The 15553-nt window shown below is 64.3% G+C and carries 13 protein-coding genes; 8 read left to right on the top strand and 5 right to left on the bottom strand.

Annotated elements, in window-relative coordinates:
* Positions 1-30 precede the first annotated feature (30 nt).
* The 7 genes from IEY43_RS13590 (at position 31) to IEY43_RS13565 (ending at position 8315) form a co-directional block, all read left to right on the top strand.
* Entirely contained in the window at positions 31-1152 is a 1122-nt protein-coding gene (locus IEY43_RS13590; protein WP_188949118.1) for a ScyD/ScyE family protein, read from the top strand.
* Positions 1153-2379: 1227 nt separating this feature from the next.
* Entirely contained in the window at positions 2380-4080 is a 1701-nt protein-coding gene (locus IEY43_RS13585; RefSeq protein ID WP_229777410.1) for a sodium:solute symporter family protein, read from the top strand.
* Entirely contained in the window at positions 4081-4206 is a 126-nt protein-coding gene (locus IEY43_RS18225; protein WP_209550390.1) for a putative transporter small subunit, read from the top strand. It begins immediately after the preceding gene.
* Positions 4207-4415: 209 nt separating this feature from the next.
* The gene (locus IEY43_RS13580; protein WP_188949116.1) at positions 4416-5099 is read left to right on the top strand and encodes a fasciclin domain-containing protein; all 684 of its coding nucleotides are present in this window, start codon (positions 4416-4418) and stop codon (positions 5097-5099) included.
* Between the two features lie 188 nt (positions 5100-5287).
* A complete protein-coding gene (gene sigK / locus IEY43_RS13575) occupies positions 5288-5857 on the top strand; it encodes an ECF RNA polymerase sigma factor SigK (protein ID WP_188949115.1) in 570 nt (189 codons plus the stop codon).
* A complete protein-coding gene (locus IEY43_RS13570; RefSeq protein ID WP_188949114.1) occupies positions 5857-6651 on the top strand; it encodes an anti-sigma factor in 795 nt (264 codons plus the stop codon). Before sigK ends, IEY43_RS13570 begins: the two co-directional genes overlap by 1 nt.
* Before the next feature lie 107 nt (positions 6652-6758).
* Positions 6759-8315 (top strand): molybdopterin-dependent oxidoreductase, encoded by a 1557-nt coding sequence (locus IEY43_RS13565; protein WP_229777409.1) that lies wholly within the window; start codon positions 6759-6761, stop codon positions 8313-8315.
* A 138-nt stretch (positions 8316-8453) separates the two neighbouring features.
* Here the strand turns inward: IEY43_RS13565 and rbfA are convergent, their stop codons facing one another.
* From rbfA to rimP, 5 genes are all read right to left on the bottom strand, one after another.
* Complete coding sequence (gene rbfA, locus IEY43_RS13560; RefSeq protein WP_188949113.1) at positions 8454-8894, bottom strand: 30S ribosome-binding factor RbfA; 441 nt, start codon at positions 8892-8894, stop codon at positions 8454-8456.
* A gap of 100 nt (positions 8895-8994) precedes the next feature.
* Positions 8995-11970, bottom strand: a complete 2976-nt coding sequence (gene infB / locus IEY43_RS13555) for a translation initiation factor IF-2 (protein ID WP_188949112.1) — start codon at positions 11968-11970, stop codon at positions 8995-8997.
* A gap of 167 nt (positions 11971-12137) precedes the next feature.
* Positions 12138-12458, bottom strand: a complete 321-nt coding sequence (locus IEY43_RS13550; protein ID WP_188949111.1) for a YlxR family protein — start codon at positions 12456-12458, stop codon at positions 12138-12140.
* Between the two features lie 138 nt (positions 12459-12596).
* Positions 12597-13580, bottom strand: a complete 984-nt coding sequence (gene nusA / locus IEY43_RS13545) for a transcription termination factor NusA (RefSeq protein WP_188949110.1) — start codon at positions 13578-13580, stop codon at positions 12597-12599.
* A gap of 2 nt (positions 13581-13582) precedes the next feature.
* On the bottom strand, positions 13583-14149 hold the full coding sequence (gene rimP / locus IEY43_RS13540; RefSeq protein ID WP_188949109.1) for a ribosome maturation factor RimP: 567 nt from the start codon (positions 14147-14149) through the stop codon (positions 13583-13585).
* A 175-nt stretch (positions 14150-14324) separates the two neighbouring features.
* Between rimP and IEY43_RS13535 the strand changes: the two genes are divergently transcribed.
* A complete protein-coding gene (locus IEY43_RS13535) occupies positions 14325-15389 on the top strand; it encodes a hypothetical protein (protein WP_188949108.1) in 1065 nt (354 codons plus the stop codon).
* Positions 15390-15553 lie beyond the last annotated feature (164 nt).

Here is a 15553-nt window from a genome sequence, read left to right as displayed (position 1 = left end):
GCGAGTCACCAGCAAGGCAAGGAACACCCCATGAAATTCCGTGCATTCGCAGCGGTCGCTGCGGGGGCGCTTCTGGCAACAACGTTGAATATCGCCCCGGCACAAGCCGGAGGCGGATCCCACCATGACTCCCGGACAACGGTGAAGAATGTCGAAACCCTGATCGAGGGCCTCGGCGGACCGTTGAAGGTGGCGCATGGACCTCGAGGCAGCATCTTGGTCACAGAGTCCTTCGCAGGCATGCTTTCATCGGTGGCACCGGACGGAACCAAGAAGGTTCTGGCTTCCGCGCCGGGCAAGGAAATCGGTGCAGTGTCGTACTCGCACGGCACCACGTACTACTTTGAAAACGTGGCGGGCACCGATGAAAATCCCGAAGTCGTCGGCCCGGCATTGCTCAAATCCATCAGCCACCACGGCAAGACCCGGACCATCACCGACATGACCAAGTGGGAAGTCAAGCTCAACCCGGACGGAAAGACCGTCTACGGTGTCCGCGATGCCCCGCAAACCTGCCTGGACCAGGCACCGTGGCTGCAGTCCACCGGCGAGGTCTATTCCCATCCGTATTCCACCGCGGTGTCGCGCGGCAATGTCTACGTGGGCGACGCGGGCGGCAACGCGCTGTGGAAGGTGGATGCTCGCGGCAAGGCCAGCGTGCTCAAGCTGCTCCCCGCCGAGCCCGTGGTGATCGATGACGCAGTCGTCGCCGCAGCTGCGGAGGCCGGCCTGACCGTTCCGGAATGCATGATGGGACGCACCTACTGGGCCCAGCCCGTTCCCACCGACATCACGCTGAGGGGTGACTGGCTGTACTACACCGTGCTGCCGGGATCTCCGGGTGAATCCATGTCCAAGGGCAAGGTCTACAAGATGAATCTCCATAGCAAGAGGAGCTACGTCGTGGCCAGCAACCTGAGCGCGCCTACCGGCGTCGCAGTGGATGAACGCGGAACCGTCTTCGTTACCGAGCTGTTCGGCGGAGGCGTGTCCAAGATCGTCAAGGGCAAGGCGGTCAACGTGTTGCCTGCGCAGATGGCCTCCGACGTGGCAATCAGCGGGCACCGGATCGCTGTCAGCACGAATGCGCTGGCGCCATCCGGATCGATTGTCACTGCAACGTTGGGACGCAGCCACCACGGTCATCACTAATCTGAACCACGGGAATTGAATCCGTGCAGGGCTCTGGGGAGACCTGCACGGATTTCTCTTGTCCGGCGAAGAATCCCTGTTGGCAGCGCACCGATCGCTCGATGGGGAAATCCCACGCCGCAAACCTGGCACTGGTGAACGCCGGAACTTGTTGGAGGCACTGCTCCTTGCCAGGGCGGCAAATCCTTGACGGCGTCCACCCACCGGCATGCGGCATGGGCAAAGTGATGGTGTTCTTTACCGCGGCGGCGTTCCCCCGGATGCGGCGCTTACTATCAATACCTTGAGCAGGGCGGCATAGCTGCAGAACTGCGCAGCTGTGGCTTGCCCTCCTCGATCAAATTTGGGAAACACGGGCCGTTTGGTGCAGTAGGGCCACGCCCAGCCGTGTTTCCTCCAAGTCGACCGGTCAAGGCCTGGCGCTGGAATACGACGCTCGGCGGTCGTGCCATGCATTGCAGTGCACGTCGTCACAAACCCGTTTTCCACGCCGGCCCGAGACGAATTCTCCGCCGATGATACGACATCAAAAACCAGGCAACTAAACAACAAATACAGACATAAATGAATATTGCATTTCATGAAATTTCATCGCAATAAAACGATTAGTCATCATTTTTGAGTTATTGGATTTGATGTCGAAACGATCTAAAACGATCCTTGATCAGAGATCTTAATCTGGAACGATTTGAGCAGGGTTCTCTGATTCATGCTACGCTCAAGCAGTCGATGATCCCGCCAGGTCTACGACGCAAGTCGGATACGGCAGGCTCAACAACACCTATTTTCCGGTGAACTGCAGACGCAGAGCGGCCTCCTGCCCGACGATGCGGATCATCGACTGGCTCTTTGACTGGCTTGAATTTCGCCGTCAAATGGGGCAGAACCAAGGGTGAATGGTGATTTTGCCGCCGAACTGTTTGTTCGGCGCGTTCGATTCATTCAAGATCGAATTATCGATCATTCAACGAGCATTATGCCTTCGCAAGGCAAGCGAGAGCACGACTGCGAGCTGACTCAGCGCGCTTAAAAATAGGCTGGTTTAGGCAAGATATGAACCGAGCAAAGGACGGAGAGTGATTAATGGCCACAGGGCTTGTGTGCGTCGGCTAATCGAACCCCGCCATCGCAGTGCGCGGGATGAGACGTGCAGAACCATGCGCCTTGGCGGGCTCTGTCCCGCCTAGGTGTCGATTCTCGAACTCGTCGATCCTAAGGAGGTGGAGTGTGAACCCGGAAACAGTCGGTTTCAGCGCTCTGACCGTTGTACTTCTATTGGTTTTGTTTTACGGCGGAACTTTCTACGTTTCCACCCGTATTGGTAAGAAGAATGAAAACGCCGACGGGTACATGACCGCCGGCAACAAAATCGGCTTCGGCATATCAGCGGCAAGTATGACCGCTACCTGGATCTGGGCCTCTTCCATGTACGCCTCGGCCTCGTCCGGCTACACCTACGGAATCAGCGGCCCCATCCACTACGGCTTATGGGGCGCCCTGATGATCCTGTTCATCTACCCCTTCGGCAAACGCATCCGCAAGGTGGCTCCCAAGGCGCATACGCTGGCAGAGGTCATGTATGTCCGTCACGGCCGCTCCAGCCAGCTGATGCTGGCAGGTTCCAACGTGGTCGGCTCGGTGATCTCGCTGATGTCCAACTTCATCGCTGGCGGCGTGCTGATTTCCATGCTCTCCCCCTTCAACTTCATCCAGGGCGTGTTCGCCGTGGCCGGCGGCGTGCTGTTGTACACCCTGTGGTCGGGCTTCCGTGCCTCGGTGCTTACCGACTTCATGCAGGTCATCGCAATGCTCGGCGCAGTGGCAATCATCGTGCCGTTCATCTTCTTCGCGGCGGGATTCCCCGCAGCCTTCGAGACAGGGGCGTCGAACCTCACCGCGCAGCAGTCGAACTTCTTCTCCTCCGAGGCCTTCCTGAACCAGGGCGCCCCGTACATCGCAGCGGTCCTGGCCTACGCCATCGGCAACCAGACCATCGCCCAGCGCCTGTTCGCAGTGCGCGAGGACCTGATCAAGCCGACATTCATCACCGCAACCATCGGCTACGGCGCCATGGTCATCGGCGTCGGCATGCTCGGCGTACTGGCCCTGTACCTGGGCTTCGAGCCGACCGGCGGGGACCTGAACAACATCATCCCTGAAATGGCTGCAAGCTACCTTCCGGGCATCCTGCTGGCGCTGTTCTTCATCATGATCATCGGCGCGCTGTCCTCGACTGCCGACTCCGACCTGTCCGCACTGTCTTCCATCATGATGGCCGACATCTACGGCCAGAACATTGCAGGCAAGAAGAAGGCCAACCCGAAAACCATGCTGCTGATCGGACGGCTGACCATGGTCGCCGCGACCGCGCTGGCCGTCGCATTGGCCAGCATGCAGATGAACATCCTCGATCTGCTGGTCTTCGTCGGCGCACTGTGGGGCGCGCTGGTTTTCCCGGTGCTCGCCAGCTTCTACTGGAAGAAGGTCACCAACAAGGCCTTTACCGTTTCCGTCATCGCCGCGCTGGCGGTGTTCATTCCGGTGCGCTTCGACATGATCCCGATGACCGGCGTCACCGCCGTGCTGATCGAGCTGCTGGCCGTCCTGGGCATCGGCATCGTCCTGGGCCTGATGGCCTTCGGCTTCTTCGGCCTGCGTCCGGCGCTGGTCCTCGGCATCGGCGCCACCGTGGTCGCGGCACCGTTCTGCTTCGGATTCCTGCGCGACTACACGACACTGTCGGCCTCGCTCGTCGCCTATTCGGTCAGTACCATCATCTGCTATCTCATGTCTTTCAAGTCAACGCAGAACTTCGACTTCTCGGTCATCGCCGAGCGGGCTGGGGACTTCGACACCGGAGAACAGCCGGTCGCCCTGCCTTCTGCCGACAGCAGGAACACCACCACCACCGTTCAGGAGCGTGAATAAATGCTAGCCCTCAGCCTCTATGTTCTTATCTGGCCGGTGATCGTGGCCGTGGTCGCCGTCGTCATTTGCAAGGGATTCATGTCCGAGGTCCGCGAGGCAAAGCGCCGCGGTGAGGACCTGATCTAGGTATTCCTTCCCCTCCGCAATACCGCGCAGGTGCCGGTTCCTCCCTTTGCAGAAAGGAACCGGCACCTGCGCCATTTGGAGCATTTTCAAATTATTTTCAATTCATTCCAATCCGCAACGCGGTGCGCCCCGAATACCCTGTGAAAGCCCGCCCCTTCCGGGACGGGACACCGCGACGGTTCTCGCCGTCGCCGCAGAGGGAGAACGACATGAAGCACACTCAGAAAACGTTCGCCGGAGCCCTGGGATTGATCGCGGTTGCCGCGCTGGGGCTCAGTGCCTGCTCAATGGACAGCGGAACCCCGGAATCATCGAGCTCATCCGCACCCGCGGCTTCCAGCTCGGACATGGCTACCGAAAGCAGCCCGGCCGCCGACAGCGGCATGGATCCGGCCGGAAGCCTGGTCGGCTCGGGATGTTCGGCCTATGCCGAAGCCGTTCCGAGCGGCGACGGTTCGGTCGCCGGAATGGCCAAGGACCCGGTCGCTGTCGCGGCATCCAACAACCCGTTGCTGAAGACCTTGACCAAAGCGGTCTCCGGAAAGCTGAACCCGGACGTCGACTTGGTCGACACCTTGAACGGCGCAGAATTCACGGTCTTCGCACCGGTTGACGAGGCCTTCGCGGCCATTCCGGAAAAAGACCTGAACGCGGTCGTCAAGGATTCGGACATGCTGACCAAGGTGCTCACCTATCACGTGGTTCCCGGGGAAATCCAGCCCGCAGACATTACAGGAACTCACACCACCGTTGAAGGCCAGGACCTGAAGGTGACCGGAAGCGGCGACAACCTGATGGTCAATGACGCCAAGGTTGTCTGCGGCGGAGTCCAGACCGCCAACGCGGTGGTCTACCTGGTCGACACCGTCCTGATGCCGCCGGCCGACAAGTAGCCGCGGCGCAAGCACCCTGTCCGACCAACCAAGGCACGGCGGCGTCCGGTTCCGGCGGAGGATCCGGACGCCGCCGTGCGCCGCGCGTCGCGGCAGGCACCGGCGAACGCCCTTGAAACTGAACGGTGGATGAGAACCATGGGAAAGATCCAGTCGTGCATGAGATTCTTGGGTCTATGACTTCGGAGATGAGCGACGCAGTTCCAGAGCGGGTGATGGTTTCACCCGAAGAACTCATGCGCCGTATTGCCGACGGCGACGAGCGCGCCTTCGAGCAGTTCTACGACTGCCTCGCTCCACGGGTCTTTGGACTGGTCCGGCGCCTGCTCAAGGACGAGGCGCAAAGCGAGGAAGTGCTGCAGGAAATCTTCGTGGAGGCCTGGCAGCAGGCCAAGCGGTTCGACCGGGCCCGCGGCAGCGCCGCGGCCTGGCTCCTGACCCTCGCGCACCGCCGCACGGTGGACCGCATCCGCTCCAGCCAGGCGAGCCGGGACCGCGACCTGCGCATGGGGCTGCAGGACATCGGCACCGAGTACAACGACGTCGAAGAGAACGCCATCCTCCATGACGAGAGCCGGCGCATCGTCCAGGCGCTGAAGCGCCTGAGCGAGACCCAGCGTGCCGCCATCGAGCTGGCCTACTTCGGCGGCTACACGCACCACGAGGTGGCCGACCTCCTGAGAATCCCGGTGGGCACCGCCAAGACGCGCATCCGCGATGGCATGATTAAGCTTCGAGACCTGATGGGGGTGGCGTAGTGGAACGGAACGAGAACGAGCTGACCGGCAGCTACGCCCTGCATGCGCTGGGCGAGGAGGAACGCGCCAGGCTGCTGGCACTGGCCGCAGGCTCCCCCGAGCTGAAGGCCGACATGGATTCCATGGATGAGACCGCCGCCATGCTGGCGCTGGGCAGCGCACCGGTGCCGCCGCCGGCCGGGGTGAAATCCCGTCTCATGGAAGAGATCGCCCGGCGGCCGCAGCTGCCCGCCGACGGTCCCGCGGGTCAAGACCCGCAGGCCGGGCCGGCACCCGCCGCGGACCCCGTCCCCGGGCGGCCAACCCGGCCAGCCCGCCGCGGTGCAGCGAAGTTCTTCGCGCTGGCCGCCGCCATCCTGCTGCTGGGCTCGGCAGGGCTGGGAACCGTGGTTTACCTGCAGCAGGCGGAACAGCGCGAGCTGCAGGCGCAGCTCACCGATCTCGGCGCACGCCAGAGCGAGCTCACCGCGCTGCTGGGAGCGCCGGACGTGAAAACCAAAACCCAGGCCATGGCCGACGGGGCGAGCGTGACCCTGTCCTACTCGGTGGAGCGCGGCCTGATGGCCGTCACCACCGCCGGGATGCCCGAGCTGCCCCGGGACATGGGCTACGAGCTCTGGCTGATCTCCGCGGACGGCGCCCAGCCGGCCGGCATGCTTCCGGGAGCCGACGCCGACGGCTTGAAGCTGGTCTCCGGGGCCATGGACGGGATCTCGCATTTCGGCATCACCGTTGAACCGGCTGCGGGTTCGCCCGCGCCGACTACCGAACCGCTGATGGTCCAGGAACTCTGAGCCCGTCCGGGCCAATCCGCCGCCAGCACGGCTCCGAACCACCTGCTCAAGGACCAGCCGCCCCGGAACCACGGGACGGCGGCCAATTTCACCGGAGGTGACATGCCGTGAAGGAAACAACGACGCGCAGCCTGGGAGCGCGCGGAGCGTATGCGCTCGCGGGACTGTGCTCGGCCGGGGTGCTGTTCGGCGTCGCCCAGCTGGCGTCGGCCTTTTTCGCGGCTTCTTCCGCGCCCATGGTGGCGTTGGGATCCGCGGTTATCGATTTCACCCCTCCGTGGCTGAAGGACCTGGCGATTTCGCTGTTCGGCACCAACGACAAGCTGGCCCTGTTCGTTTCGATGGGAGCCGTGGCTATCGTGCTTGCCGCGCTGATCGGCATGCTGGGCCGGCGCAGCACCGCTGCCGCGTCGACGGCGGTGCTGGTGCTGGCTGGAATCCTGGGCGCCGCAGTGATCTCGCGTTCCGCCACCGGCCCGCTGGACCTGGTTCCGACGGTCCTGGGCACCGTGGCGGCGCTGTTCACCTTGCGGTGGCTGTGTTCGCTGGCTGCACGGCTGGATCCGGCGCACTGCGATGATCCCTCCGACGGGGTGGCCCGGCGCAATTTCATGTTCGGCGCCGCCGGGTCCGTGGTGCTCGCGGCGGGTGCGGTCTTCCTGTCCAGGTCGCTGTCCGCGACCCGCAATGCCGCCGATCTGGCGCGCAAGGCCCTGCGGCTTCCGGCCGCCCGGACCCCGGCCCCGGCGGTGCCCCCGGGCGCCCAGCTGCAGCTCGCCGGGATGCCCCGGTTCATCACCCCGAACCAGGATTTCTACCGCATCGACACCGCGCTGACGGTGCCCGGCGTCGACCCGGCGCAGTGGTCGCTGCGCGTCCATGGGCTGGTGGAACACGAGTTCACGATGAGCTTCCAGGAGCTGCTCGACCAGGAACTGGTGGAGCACTACCTGACGCTGACCTGTGTTTCGAACCCTGTGGGCGGGGACCTGGTGGGCAATGCGAAGTGGCTGGGATATCCGCTGCGGGAGGTGCTGGCCCGCGCCAAGCCGACCGCGGGGGCGGACATGGTGCTGTCCACCTCGATTGACGGGTTCAGCGCCTCCACTCCGCTGGAAGCGCTGACCGATGGGCGCATGGCGCTGCTGGCCGTGGGCATGAACGGGGAGCCGCTGCCCATGGAGCACGGTTTTCCGGTGCGCATGGTGGTCCCCGGGCTCTACGGATACGTGTCGGCCACCAAGTGGGTGGTGGACCTGGAGGTGACCCGCTTTGCGGACAAGGCCGCCTACTGGACCACCCGCGGCTGGTCCGAGCGCGGCCCGGTGAAGATGTCCTCCCGGGTGGATACCCCGCAGTCCTTTGCCACGGTGCCCGCCGGCCGGGTGGATATCGGCGGCAGCGCCTGGGCGCAGACCCGAGGCATTTCCCGGGTCCAGGTCAGCATCGACGGCGGGCAGTGGCGCGATGCCGAGCTGGCCGACGCAGCCGGGCTCGATACCTGGCGCCAGTGGAGCTACCGCTGGGAGCAAGCGGCGCCCGGCCTGCATGCGGTGGCAGTGCGCGCCTATGACCTCAGCGGAAAGCTGCAGACCGAGGAGCGTGCCGACCCGGTGCCCGACGGCTCCTCTGGCTGGCACCGGGTGCAGTTCACCGTGGAATGATCCGCGACGCCGCGCCCGGCGGCGCTCCCCTGCTCCGGACAAGCGAAATCCCCGGCGCCCGCACGATGTTCATCGTGCGGGCGCCGGGGATTTCCCAGCTTGGCGCTCCGGCCAGCGGATCTGGAAGCGCAGGCAGGCCTAGGCCTGTTCTGCGTCCTGGTCCTCGTCCTTCTTGTACGGGTCCTCGTCGCCGGCAAAGTGCTTGCCTTCGCGCAGGGCCGCGACCTCGGCGTCCTTCTCGCGGGCCTTGGCCAGCAGTTCCTCAAGGTGCGAAGCACCCTCGGGGATCTCGTCGGCCACGAAGGTCAGCGTCGGGGTCAGCCGGATGGTCAGGTTGCGTCCCAGCTCCTTGCGCAGGGCTCCCCCGCGCTTTTCGAGCATGGCGGCGACGTCGGTCTTCAACTCGTCGTCGCCGAACACGGTGTAGTACACGGTGGCGTGCTGCAGGTCGTTGGTGACGCGGGCATCGGTCACCGTCACGTTGTCGATGCGCTCGTCCTTGATGACGGTGCGCAGGGACTGGGCCATGAGGACCTGCACGCGCTTGGCAAGACGTGCGGCACGGGCTGAATCAGCCATGGTTTTCTCCTTATGGTTCAAAATTCGTGGGCGCCTGGCCGCTTGGCAGCGGTCAAGCGCCCACGAATCGGTAAGTCACGAAGCTACCAGCGGGATGCTGCTAGACGCGTGGCTTCTCGCGCATCTCGAAGGTCTCGATGATGTCGCCTTCCTTGATGTCGTTGAACGACCCCAGGCCGATACCGCATTCGAAGCCCTCGCGGACCTCGGTGACATCGTCCTTCTCGCGGCGCAGCGAGTCGATCGACAGGTTGTCGGCGACCACGTTGCCGTCGCGCACCAGGCGGGCCTTGGTGTTGCGCTTGATGGTGCCCGAGCGGATGATCGAGCCGGCGATGTTGCCGAACTTCGAGGAGCGGAAGACCATGCGGATCTCGGCGGTGCCGAGCGCAACTTCTTCGAACTCCGGCTTGAGCATGCCCTTGAGCGCGGCCTCGATGTCATCGATGGCGCCGTAGATGACCGAGTAGAAGCGCATGTCGACGCCTTCCTTGTCGGCCATTTCGGCAACGCGCTCGGCAGGACGCACGTTGAAGCCAATGATGATCGCGTTGTCCACGGTCGCCAGGTTGACGTCGTTCTGGGTGATCGCACCGACGCCGCGGTGGATGACGCGCAGCTGCACGTCCTCTCCCACGTCGATCTTCATCAGCGAGTCTTCCAGTGCTTCAACAGCACCGGAGGCGTCGCCCTTGAGGATCAGGTTCAGGGTGTCGATCTTGCCGTCGGCCACGGCCTTGTCGAAGTCCTCCAGCGTGATGCGCTTGCGGCGCTTGGCCAGCATGGCGTTGCGCTCGGCGGTTTCACGCTTGTCGGCGATCTGGCGGGCGGTGCGCTCGTCGTCGGTGACCAGGAAGCTGTCGCCTGCACGCGGCACCGAGGACAGGCCGAGGACCTGTACCGGACGCGATGGCAGGGCGATGTCCAGGTTTTCGCCGTTCTCGTTGAACATGGCGCGAACACGGCCGTGGGCGGTGCCCACCACCATGGTGTCGCCGACCGCGAGGGTACCGGACTGCACCAGGACGGTGACCACGGAACCGCGGCCCTTGTCCAGGTTGGCTTCAATGGCCACGCCGCGGGCGGACTTGTCCGGGTTGGCCTGGAGCTCCATGACGTCGGAGGTCAGCAGCACGGCGTCGAGCAGTTCCTCGATGCCCAGCTTCTGCAGGGCGGAGACCTTCACGAACATGGTGTCGCCACCGTATTCCTCGGGCACCAGACCGTACTCGGTGAGCTGGCCCATGACCTTGTCGGGGTTGGCTTCCGGCTTGTCGATCTTGTTCACTGCGACAATGATCGGCACGCCTGCGGCCTGTGCGTGGTTCAGCGCCTCAATGGTCTGCGGCATGACGCCGTCGTCCGCTGCGACAACCAGCACGGCCACGTCGGTGACCTCGGCGCCACGGGCACGCATGGCGGTGAACGCCTCGTGGCCCGGGGTATCGATGAAGGTCATGGAGCGGTCGCGGCCCTCATGCTCATGGGTGATCTGGTAGGCACCGATGTGCTGGGTGATGCCGCCGTGCTCGCCCTCGATAACGTTGGACTTGCGGATGGCATCCAGCAGTCGGGTCTTACCGTGGTCGACGTGGCCCATGATGGTGATGACCGGGGCGCGCTCCTCGAGCTCGTCCTCGCCCTCAGCCTCAAGCTCGGCATCCAGGTCCAGGCCGAAGCCTTCGAGCAGTTCGCGGTCCTCGTCCTCAGGGGAGACGACCGAAACCTTGTAGCCCAGTTCCTGGCCCAGCACCTCGAAGGTGGCCTCGTCCAGCGACTGGGTGGCGGTAGCCATTTCACCGAGGTGGAACAGTACGGTCACCAGTGCTGCCGGGTTTGCGCCGATCTTGTCTGCGAAGTCGGTGATCGATGCGCCGCGGCGCAGACGGATCTCGGTGTCGCCGGTGCCGCGCGGAACATTCACGCCGCCCAACGACGGAGCGCTCATCTGCTCCAATTCCTGGCGCTTGGCACGCTTCGACTTGCGCTGCTTGCCGCGACCGGCGCCTCCCTTGCCGAAGGCACCGCCCACGCCGCCACGGCCGCGTGGTGCACCTGGGCGGAAACCGCCACCGGTACCGCCGCCGCCACCGGTGCCGCCGCCTGGACGACCACGGCCGCCGGCGCCTGCACCCGGACGACCGCCGCCGGCAGGAGCCGGACGATCGGTGCGGTTAGGCATCATGCGCGGGGTGGCAGTGGTGCCGCCCGGACGCGGTGCACCTGCGCCTGCTGGACGCGGGCCGCCTGCACCGGCTGGACGTGGACCGCCCTGGCCGGCTGGACGCGGGCCGCCTGCACCGGCTGGACGTGGACCGCCTGCACCGGCTGGGCGCGGGCCGCGCTGGCCGTCGCGTGGTGGGCGCGGGCCGCCCTGAGCTGCACCGGCGCCGCCTGGGCGCGGGCCGCGCTGGCCGTCGCGTGGTGGACGCGGACCAGCGGAACCGCCTTCGGTCCGCATGCCCTGCTGCGAGCTGAATGGGTTGTTGCCCGGGCGTGGGCCGCCTGGGCGTGGAGCACCCGGACGAGGAGCACGCGATCCGTCGCGGCCTCCGCCGCGGCGTTCGGTGGAGTCACCGGCGCGCATTCCCTGCTGGGAGCTGAACGGGTTGTTGCCAGGACGCGGGGTACCCGGCTTCGGAGCCGGACGTGCGCCTGGCTTCGGTGCACCTGGAACAGGTGCTCCCGGGGTGGCCTGGGCCTTCGGAGTCGCCGGAGCCGCTGGTGCGGCTGGGGCTGCCGGTGCCGCGGGGGCAGCCGGAGCGGCCTTCGGCGCGGCGGCGGCAGGATTTGCTGCCGGGCGCGGGCTCGGGGCGGCAGCCGGCTTGGTGCCAGCTGGCTTCGGAGCAGCCGGGCGGCCTGCGCCCGGGGTTGCTGCCGGACGAGCGGCAGCAGGCTTGGCTGCGCCGCCGCCGTTGGCACCCGGGAATGCGTCGCGCAGCTTGCGGGCGACCGGAGGCTCAACGGTTGAGGACGCAGAGCGAACGAACTCGCCCATGTCCTGCAGTTTGGTTAGTGCTTCTTTCGAAGTAATTCCGAGCTCTTTAGCGAGCTCGTGAACGCGGGGTTTAGCCACATCTCTCCTGTTTTGATGTGATCTGCATAAACCCCGAGTCCGTTGGGACTTAGGTGTTCTGGCAGATCAGCTGTGTAATTCGTGAAATTCTTCCGCCGCACGGTGGATCACGCAGAACTGATTGTTCATCGGTGTGCGCTCAACATTGCGGACTCATCGGGTTGCCATCAGATTTCTGACCCGCTTTCATCATGTTTGCCAGATGGCCGGCCTGAGACCGGTCGATCTTCGTATGCGGTGAATTGCTCGAGCACCGTATCGGCGTTGACCGCGGACTTGAAAGCCCTGGAGAACGCCCGACGCTGAACTGCCTGCCGCACACACTTTTCAATCCCGTGGGTCCAGGCGCCCCGCCCCGAGGCGGAAGCGCCCACATCAAGAAGCACCGCGGGAAGCGGTGCCTGCTCGGTGAGAACCCAACGAATCAGATCATTTCTGGAGGTTGAGGTCCGACAGCCAATGCACGTGCGTTGCTGATGCAGCTTCATGCGAGCGCCGTCGCCACCTTCCTGTTGAAATGAACCAACTACCAGTCTAGCGCGTTTGCGCCCCGGTGTGCGCGTGAGTTTGGTATCACACGCACCCCGGCGCAACTGCTGCAGACCGTGAACCATGTCCCGACTGTTCTAGAGCTGGGGCTCCTTGCCGCCCGAAGCAGCCAGGATATCGATGCGCCAGCCGGTGAGCTTGGCGGCCAGGCGGGCGTTCTGCCCTTCCTTGCCGATGGCCAGCGAGAGCTGGGAATCCGGAACCACTACGCGGGCGCGGCGTTCGGCTTCATCCAGGATCTCCACGGAGACGACCTTCGACGGCGAGAGGGCGGCGGCGATGAACTTGGCCGGGTCCTCGTTGTAGTCGACGATGTCGATCTTCTCGTCGCTCAGCTCATTCATCACGGCGCGCACGCGAGTGCCCATTTCACCGATGCAAGCGCCCTTGGCGTTGACGCCAGGCTTGGTGGCACGCACGGCGATCTTGGTGCGGTGGCCGGCTTCGCGGGCCAGCGCTTCGACCACGACGGTGCCGTCGGCGATCTCCGGAACTTCCATTTCGAACAGCAGGCGAACCAGGTTCGGGTGCGAGCGAGAAAGCGTCACGGCCGGGCCCTTGTTGCCGCGCTCGGCGGAGACCACGTAGGCGCGCAGGCGGTTGCCGTGCTGGTACTTCTCCCCCGGCACCTGCTCCACAGGAGGCAGCAGCGCTTCGACGGCGCCGATGTTGACCTGCACCATGTGCGAGGAGTAGCCCTGCTGGATGACGCCGGAAATCAAGGTGCCTACGCGGGCGGCGTACTCGCCGACGACCTGGGCGTCCTCTGCTTCACGCAGGCGCTGCATGATGACCTGGCGTGCAGTCGAAGCGGCAATACGGCCAAAACCGTGCGGGGTGTCGTCGAATTCTCCCAGCACCACGCCGGCTGCGTCACGGTCCTCAACGAGGATCGAGACGTGGCCGTTGCTGCGTTCGATGTGGGCACGGGCGCCGGGCATCGCGCCTTCGGTCTTGTTGTAGGCAAGCAGCAGCGCGGACTCGATGGTCGGGATCAGGACTTCCATCGGAATGTCGCGGTCTTTTTCCAGAATGCGTAGTGCGTCGAGATCAATATCCACGCCTAGCCCTCCCAATCTTCAGTGTCAATGGTGTCAAACAGCTCGTCGTCGATGTTCAGCTCCGGATCAACGACGGCCTTGCGGATGTTTTCAAAGGAGTAGCTGACCGGATCAAGGATCTTGGTCTTCATGCCCTTTTTGGCAGGCTCGCGGTGCTCGGCAATAACGACCTCGTCGTCGGAAACCTCGTTGATACGTCCGCGAAGCTTGGTGCCGTCGGCCAGCGTGAGCTTGACCATGCGGTTCAGTGCACGCACCCAGTGGCGCGGCGCGGTCAGCGGGCGAGACAGGCCCGGCGAGCTGACTTCAAGTTCATAGGGGGAGGCCGAGGCATAGACGACGTCTTTGTCCAGGGCGTTGGAAATGGTGGTGGTGACTTCACCGAGCGCATCGAGATTCACCGACTCGCGGCCGTCGGCCTCGTCGACGATGATCTGGATAATCATCTGTTTGCCCGACGGGCGAAGAGAGACTTCTTCCAGAATTAATCCGTGGGATTCTACTTCCGGTTTCAACACAGCACTCAGACGCTGCGCTTCCTGTTCGGTATCGGCCGGCATACCGGTCATGGATATCCTCCCACGCTATTCGATGTTGTCCGTTAAGCCTATCTCCCCGAACCCCGCTTGAGAACTCGTTCACCGTCTCAGGTGAAGGAACTCACGCCAGACGTTTGCACCACGCCGCGGCACAAGGGCCAAAGGCCTCGCTGCTGGCCCGACTTCATGGGATGATCATTTCGCTATGACTGATCCATCCCCTCGCCCCGCAGAACCGCATCAGCCGCCGGCCAAGCGAGCCCCCGGCTGGATCGCACCGGTGCTGCTCGCATCGATTGCCGGAGCCGCTACCTGGGGAATCGGGGTCACGGTGTTCCACGGCGCGTTGGTCGACCGAGGCCTCCCGGAGGCGGTCAGCGCAGCTTCGACCGACCAGCAGGCACAGTGGCAGTACGGTGCTCAGCTGGCGGACTTGGGGAGCCAGGCCACAGCACTGGCCGAGCTGGCAGAAAACGCGAAGGTCGCCGCCGCCCTGGCCGATCTGGGCGCTTCGCTCTCGCAGGGTGCGGCTCTGGCAGGGGAACTGCGTTTCGACGACCAGCCCCCGGCCGCCCAGCCGGGGAGCTACTCCCCCGAAAAGCTGGAAGCCTTGGCGTCATCGGTCGCGGCCCTGAGCTCCAGCATTCCCGATTTCTCCGAACCCGATCTCCAGCGCGGCGAGACCTTGGCACGAATTGCATTTCAAATCAATTTCGACGCCCGCGACGCCATGAAGCTGGTGGACAAGGAGCTGGCGGCGAAGTTGCCCCAGGCAATCACCGACGCCGACTCACCGGAGGCTGCGCAAACAGTAGCCTGCCTGGCTGACCACAGTTTGATAGGTGGCCCCTCCTCACCCTCCGACCCGGAGCTTGTTGAACCCGTCGTGCTGGCCCGCGCCCTTGATCGCGGATATGCCTTGGACTACACCCTGCAGCTCAAGGCGGCTAGGGGAAGCAGCACGGCGGCGCAGGCGGCAGAGAGCGAGCGGGCGGCGCTCAATGCGCAGTTGCGTACCTTGCGTTCGGCCCTGCCCGCTGACTGCGCCGACCTCCGGCTGCCCGCATACGAACTCCCGAAGAGCGGGCTGAACCGACTGAAGGAAGTCGCTGCTTCCGCACAATCCGACTACTCGGATGCGCTCCTCACGGCGGCGGGGAATATCGCCGGCGACCAGCAATCGACGGTAGCCGGTGTTGCCAACGATGCGTTGAGCGCTCAACAGTCCAAGGCCGGGGCCGAGCGCATCCTGCGCTCGGGAGCCAAGTAGCCTGCCCGCCCGAGGCCATTCACCACACGGCCGCTCTGGCAGTACCGAATTCTCAAATCATTTCTGATTTTCTTGCCACCTCAGCAGAAAACAAAAATTGTTTTCTATCGGGACATCGGTGACAGTTCTGTATCAGGACATCGGTGACACTTCCACGATTAAAG

The sequence above is a fragment of the Glutamicibacter protophormiae genome, assembly GCF_014647495.1.
GTDB classification, from domain to species: Bacteria; Actinomycetota; Actinomycetes; order Actinomycetales; family Micrococcaceae; genus Glutamicibacter; species Glutamicibacter protophormiae.
The sequence above is the reverse complement of the archived record's forward strand: the minus strand, read 5'-3'. Positions and strand labels throughout refer to the sequence as shown.

Excerpts from the sequence above, each read along its gene's own strand:
- IEY43_RS13550 (WP_188949111.1), bottom strand. The coding sequence starts at position 12,458 with ATGAAGCTGCATCAGCAACGCACGTGCATTGGCTGTCGGACCTCAACC.
- IEY43_RS13590 (WP_188949118.1), top strand. The coding sequence starts at position 31 with ATGAAATTCCGTGCATTCGCAGCGGTCGCTGCGGGGGCGCTTCTGGCA.
- IEY43_RS13535 (WP_188949108.1), top strand. The coding sequence starts at position 14,325 with ATGACTGATCCATCCCCTCGCCCCGCAGAACCGCATCAGCCGCCGGCC.
- rbfA (WP_188949113.1), bottom strand. The coding sequence starts at position 8,894 with ATGGCTGATTCAGCCCGTGCCGCACGTCTTGCCAAGCGCGTGCAGGTC.
- IEY43_RS18225 (WP_209550390.1), top strand. The coding sequence starts at position 4,081 with ATGCTAGCCCTCAGCCTCTATGTTCTTATCTGGCCGGTGATCGTGGCC.
- rimP (WP_188949109.1), bottom strand. The coding sequence starts at position 14,149 with ATGACCGGTATGCCGGCCGATACCGAACAGGAAGCGCAGCGTCTGAGT.
- IEY43_RS13580 (WP_188949116.1), top strand. The coding sequence starts at position 4,416 with ATGAAGCACACTCAGAAAACGTTCGCCGGAGCCCTGGGATTGATCGCG.
- sigK (WP_188949115.1), top strand. The coding sequence starts at position 5,288 with ATGAGCGACGCAGTTCCAGAGCGGGTGATGGTTTCACCCGAAGAACTC.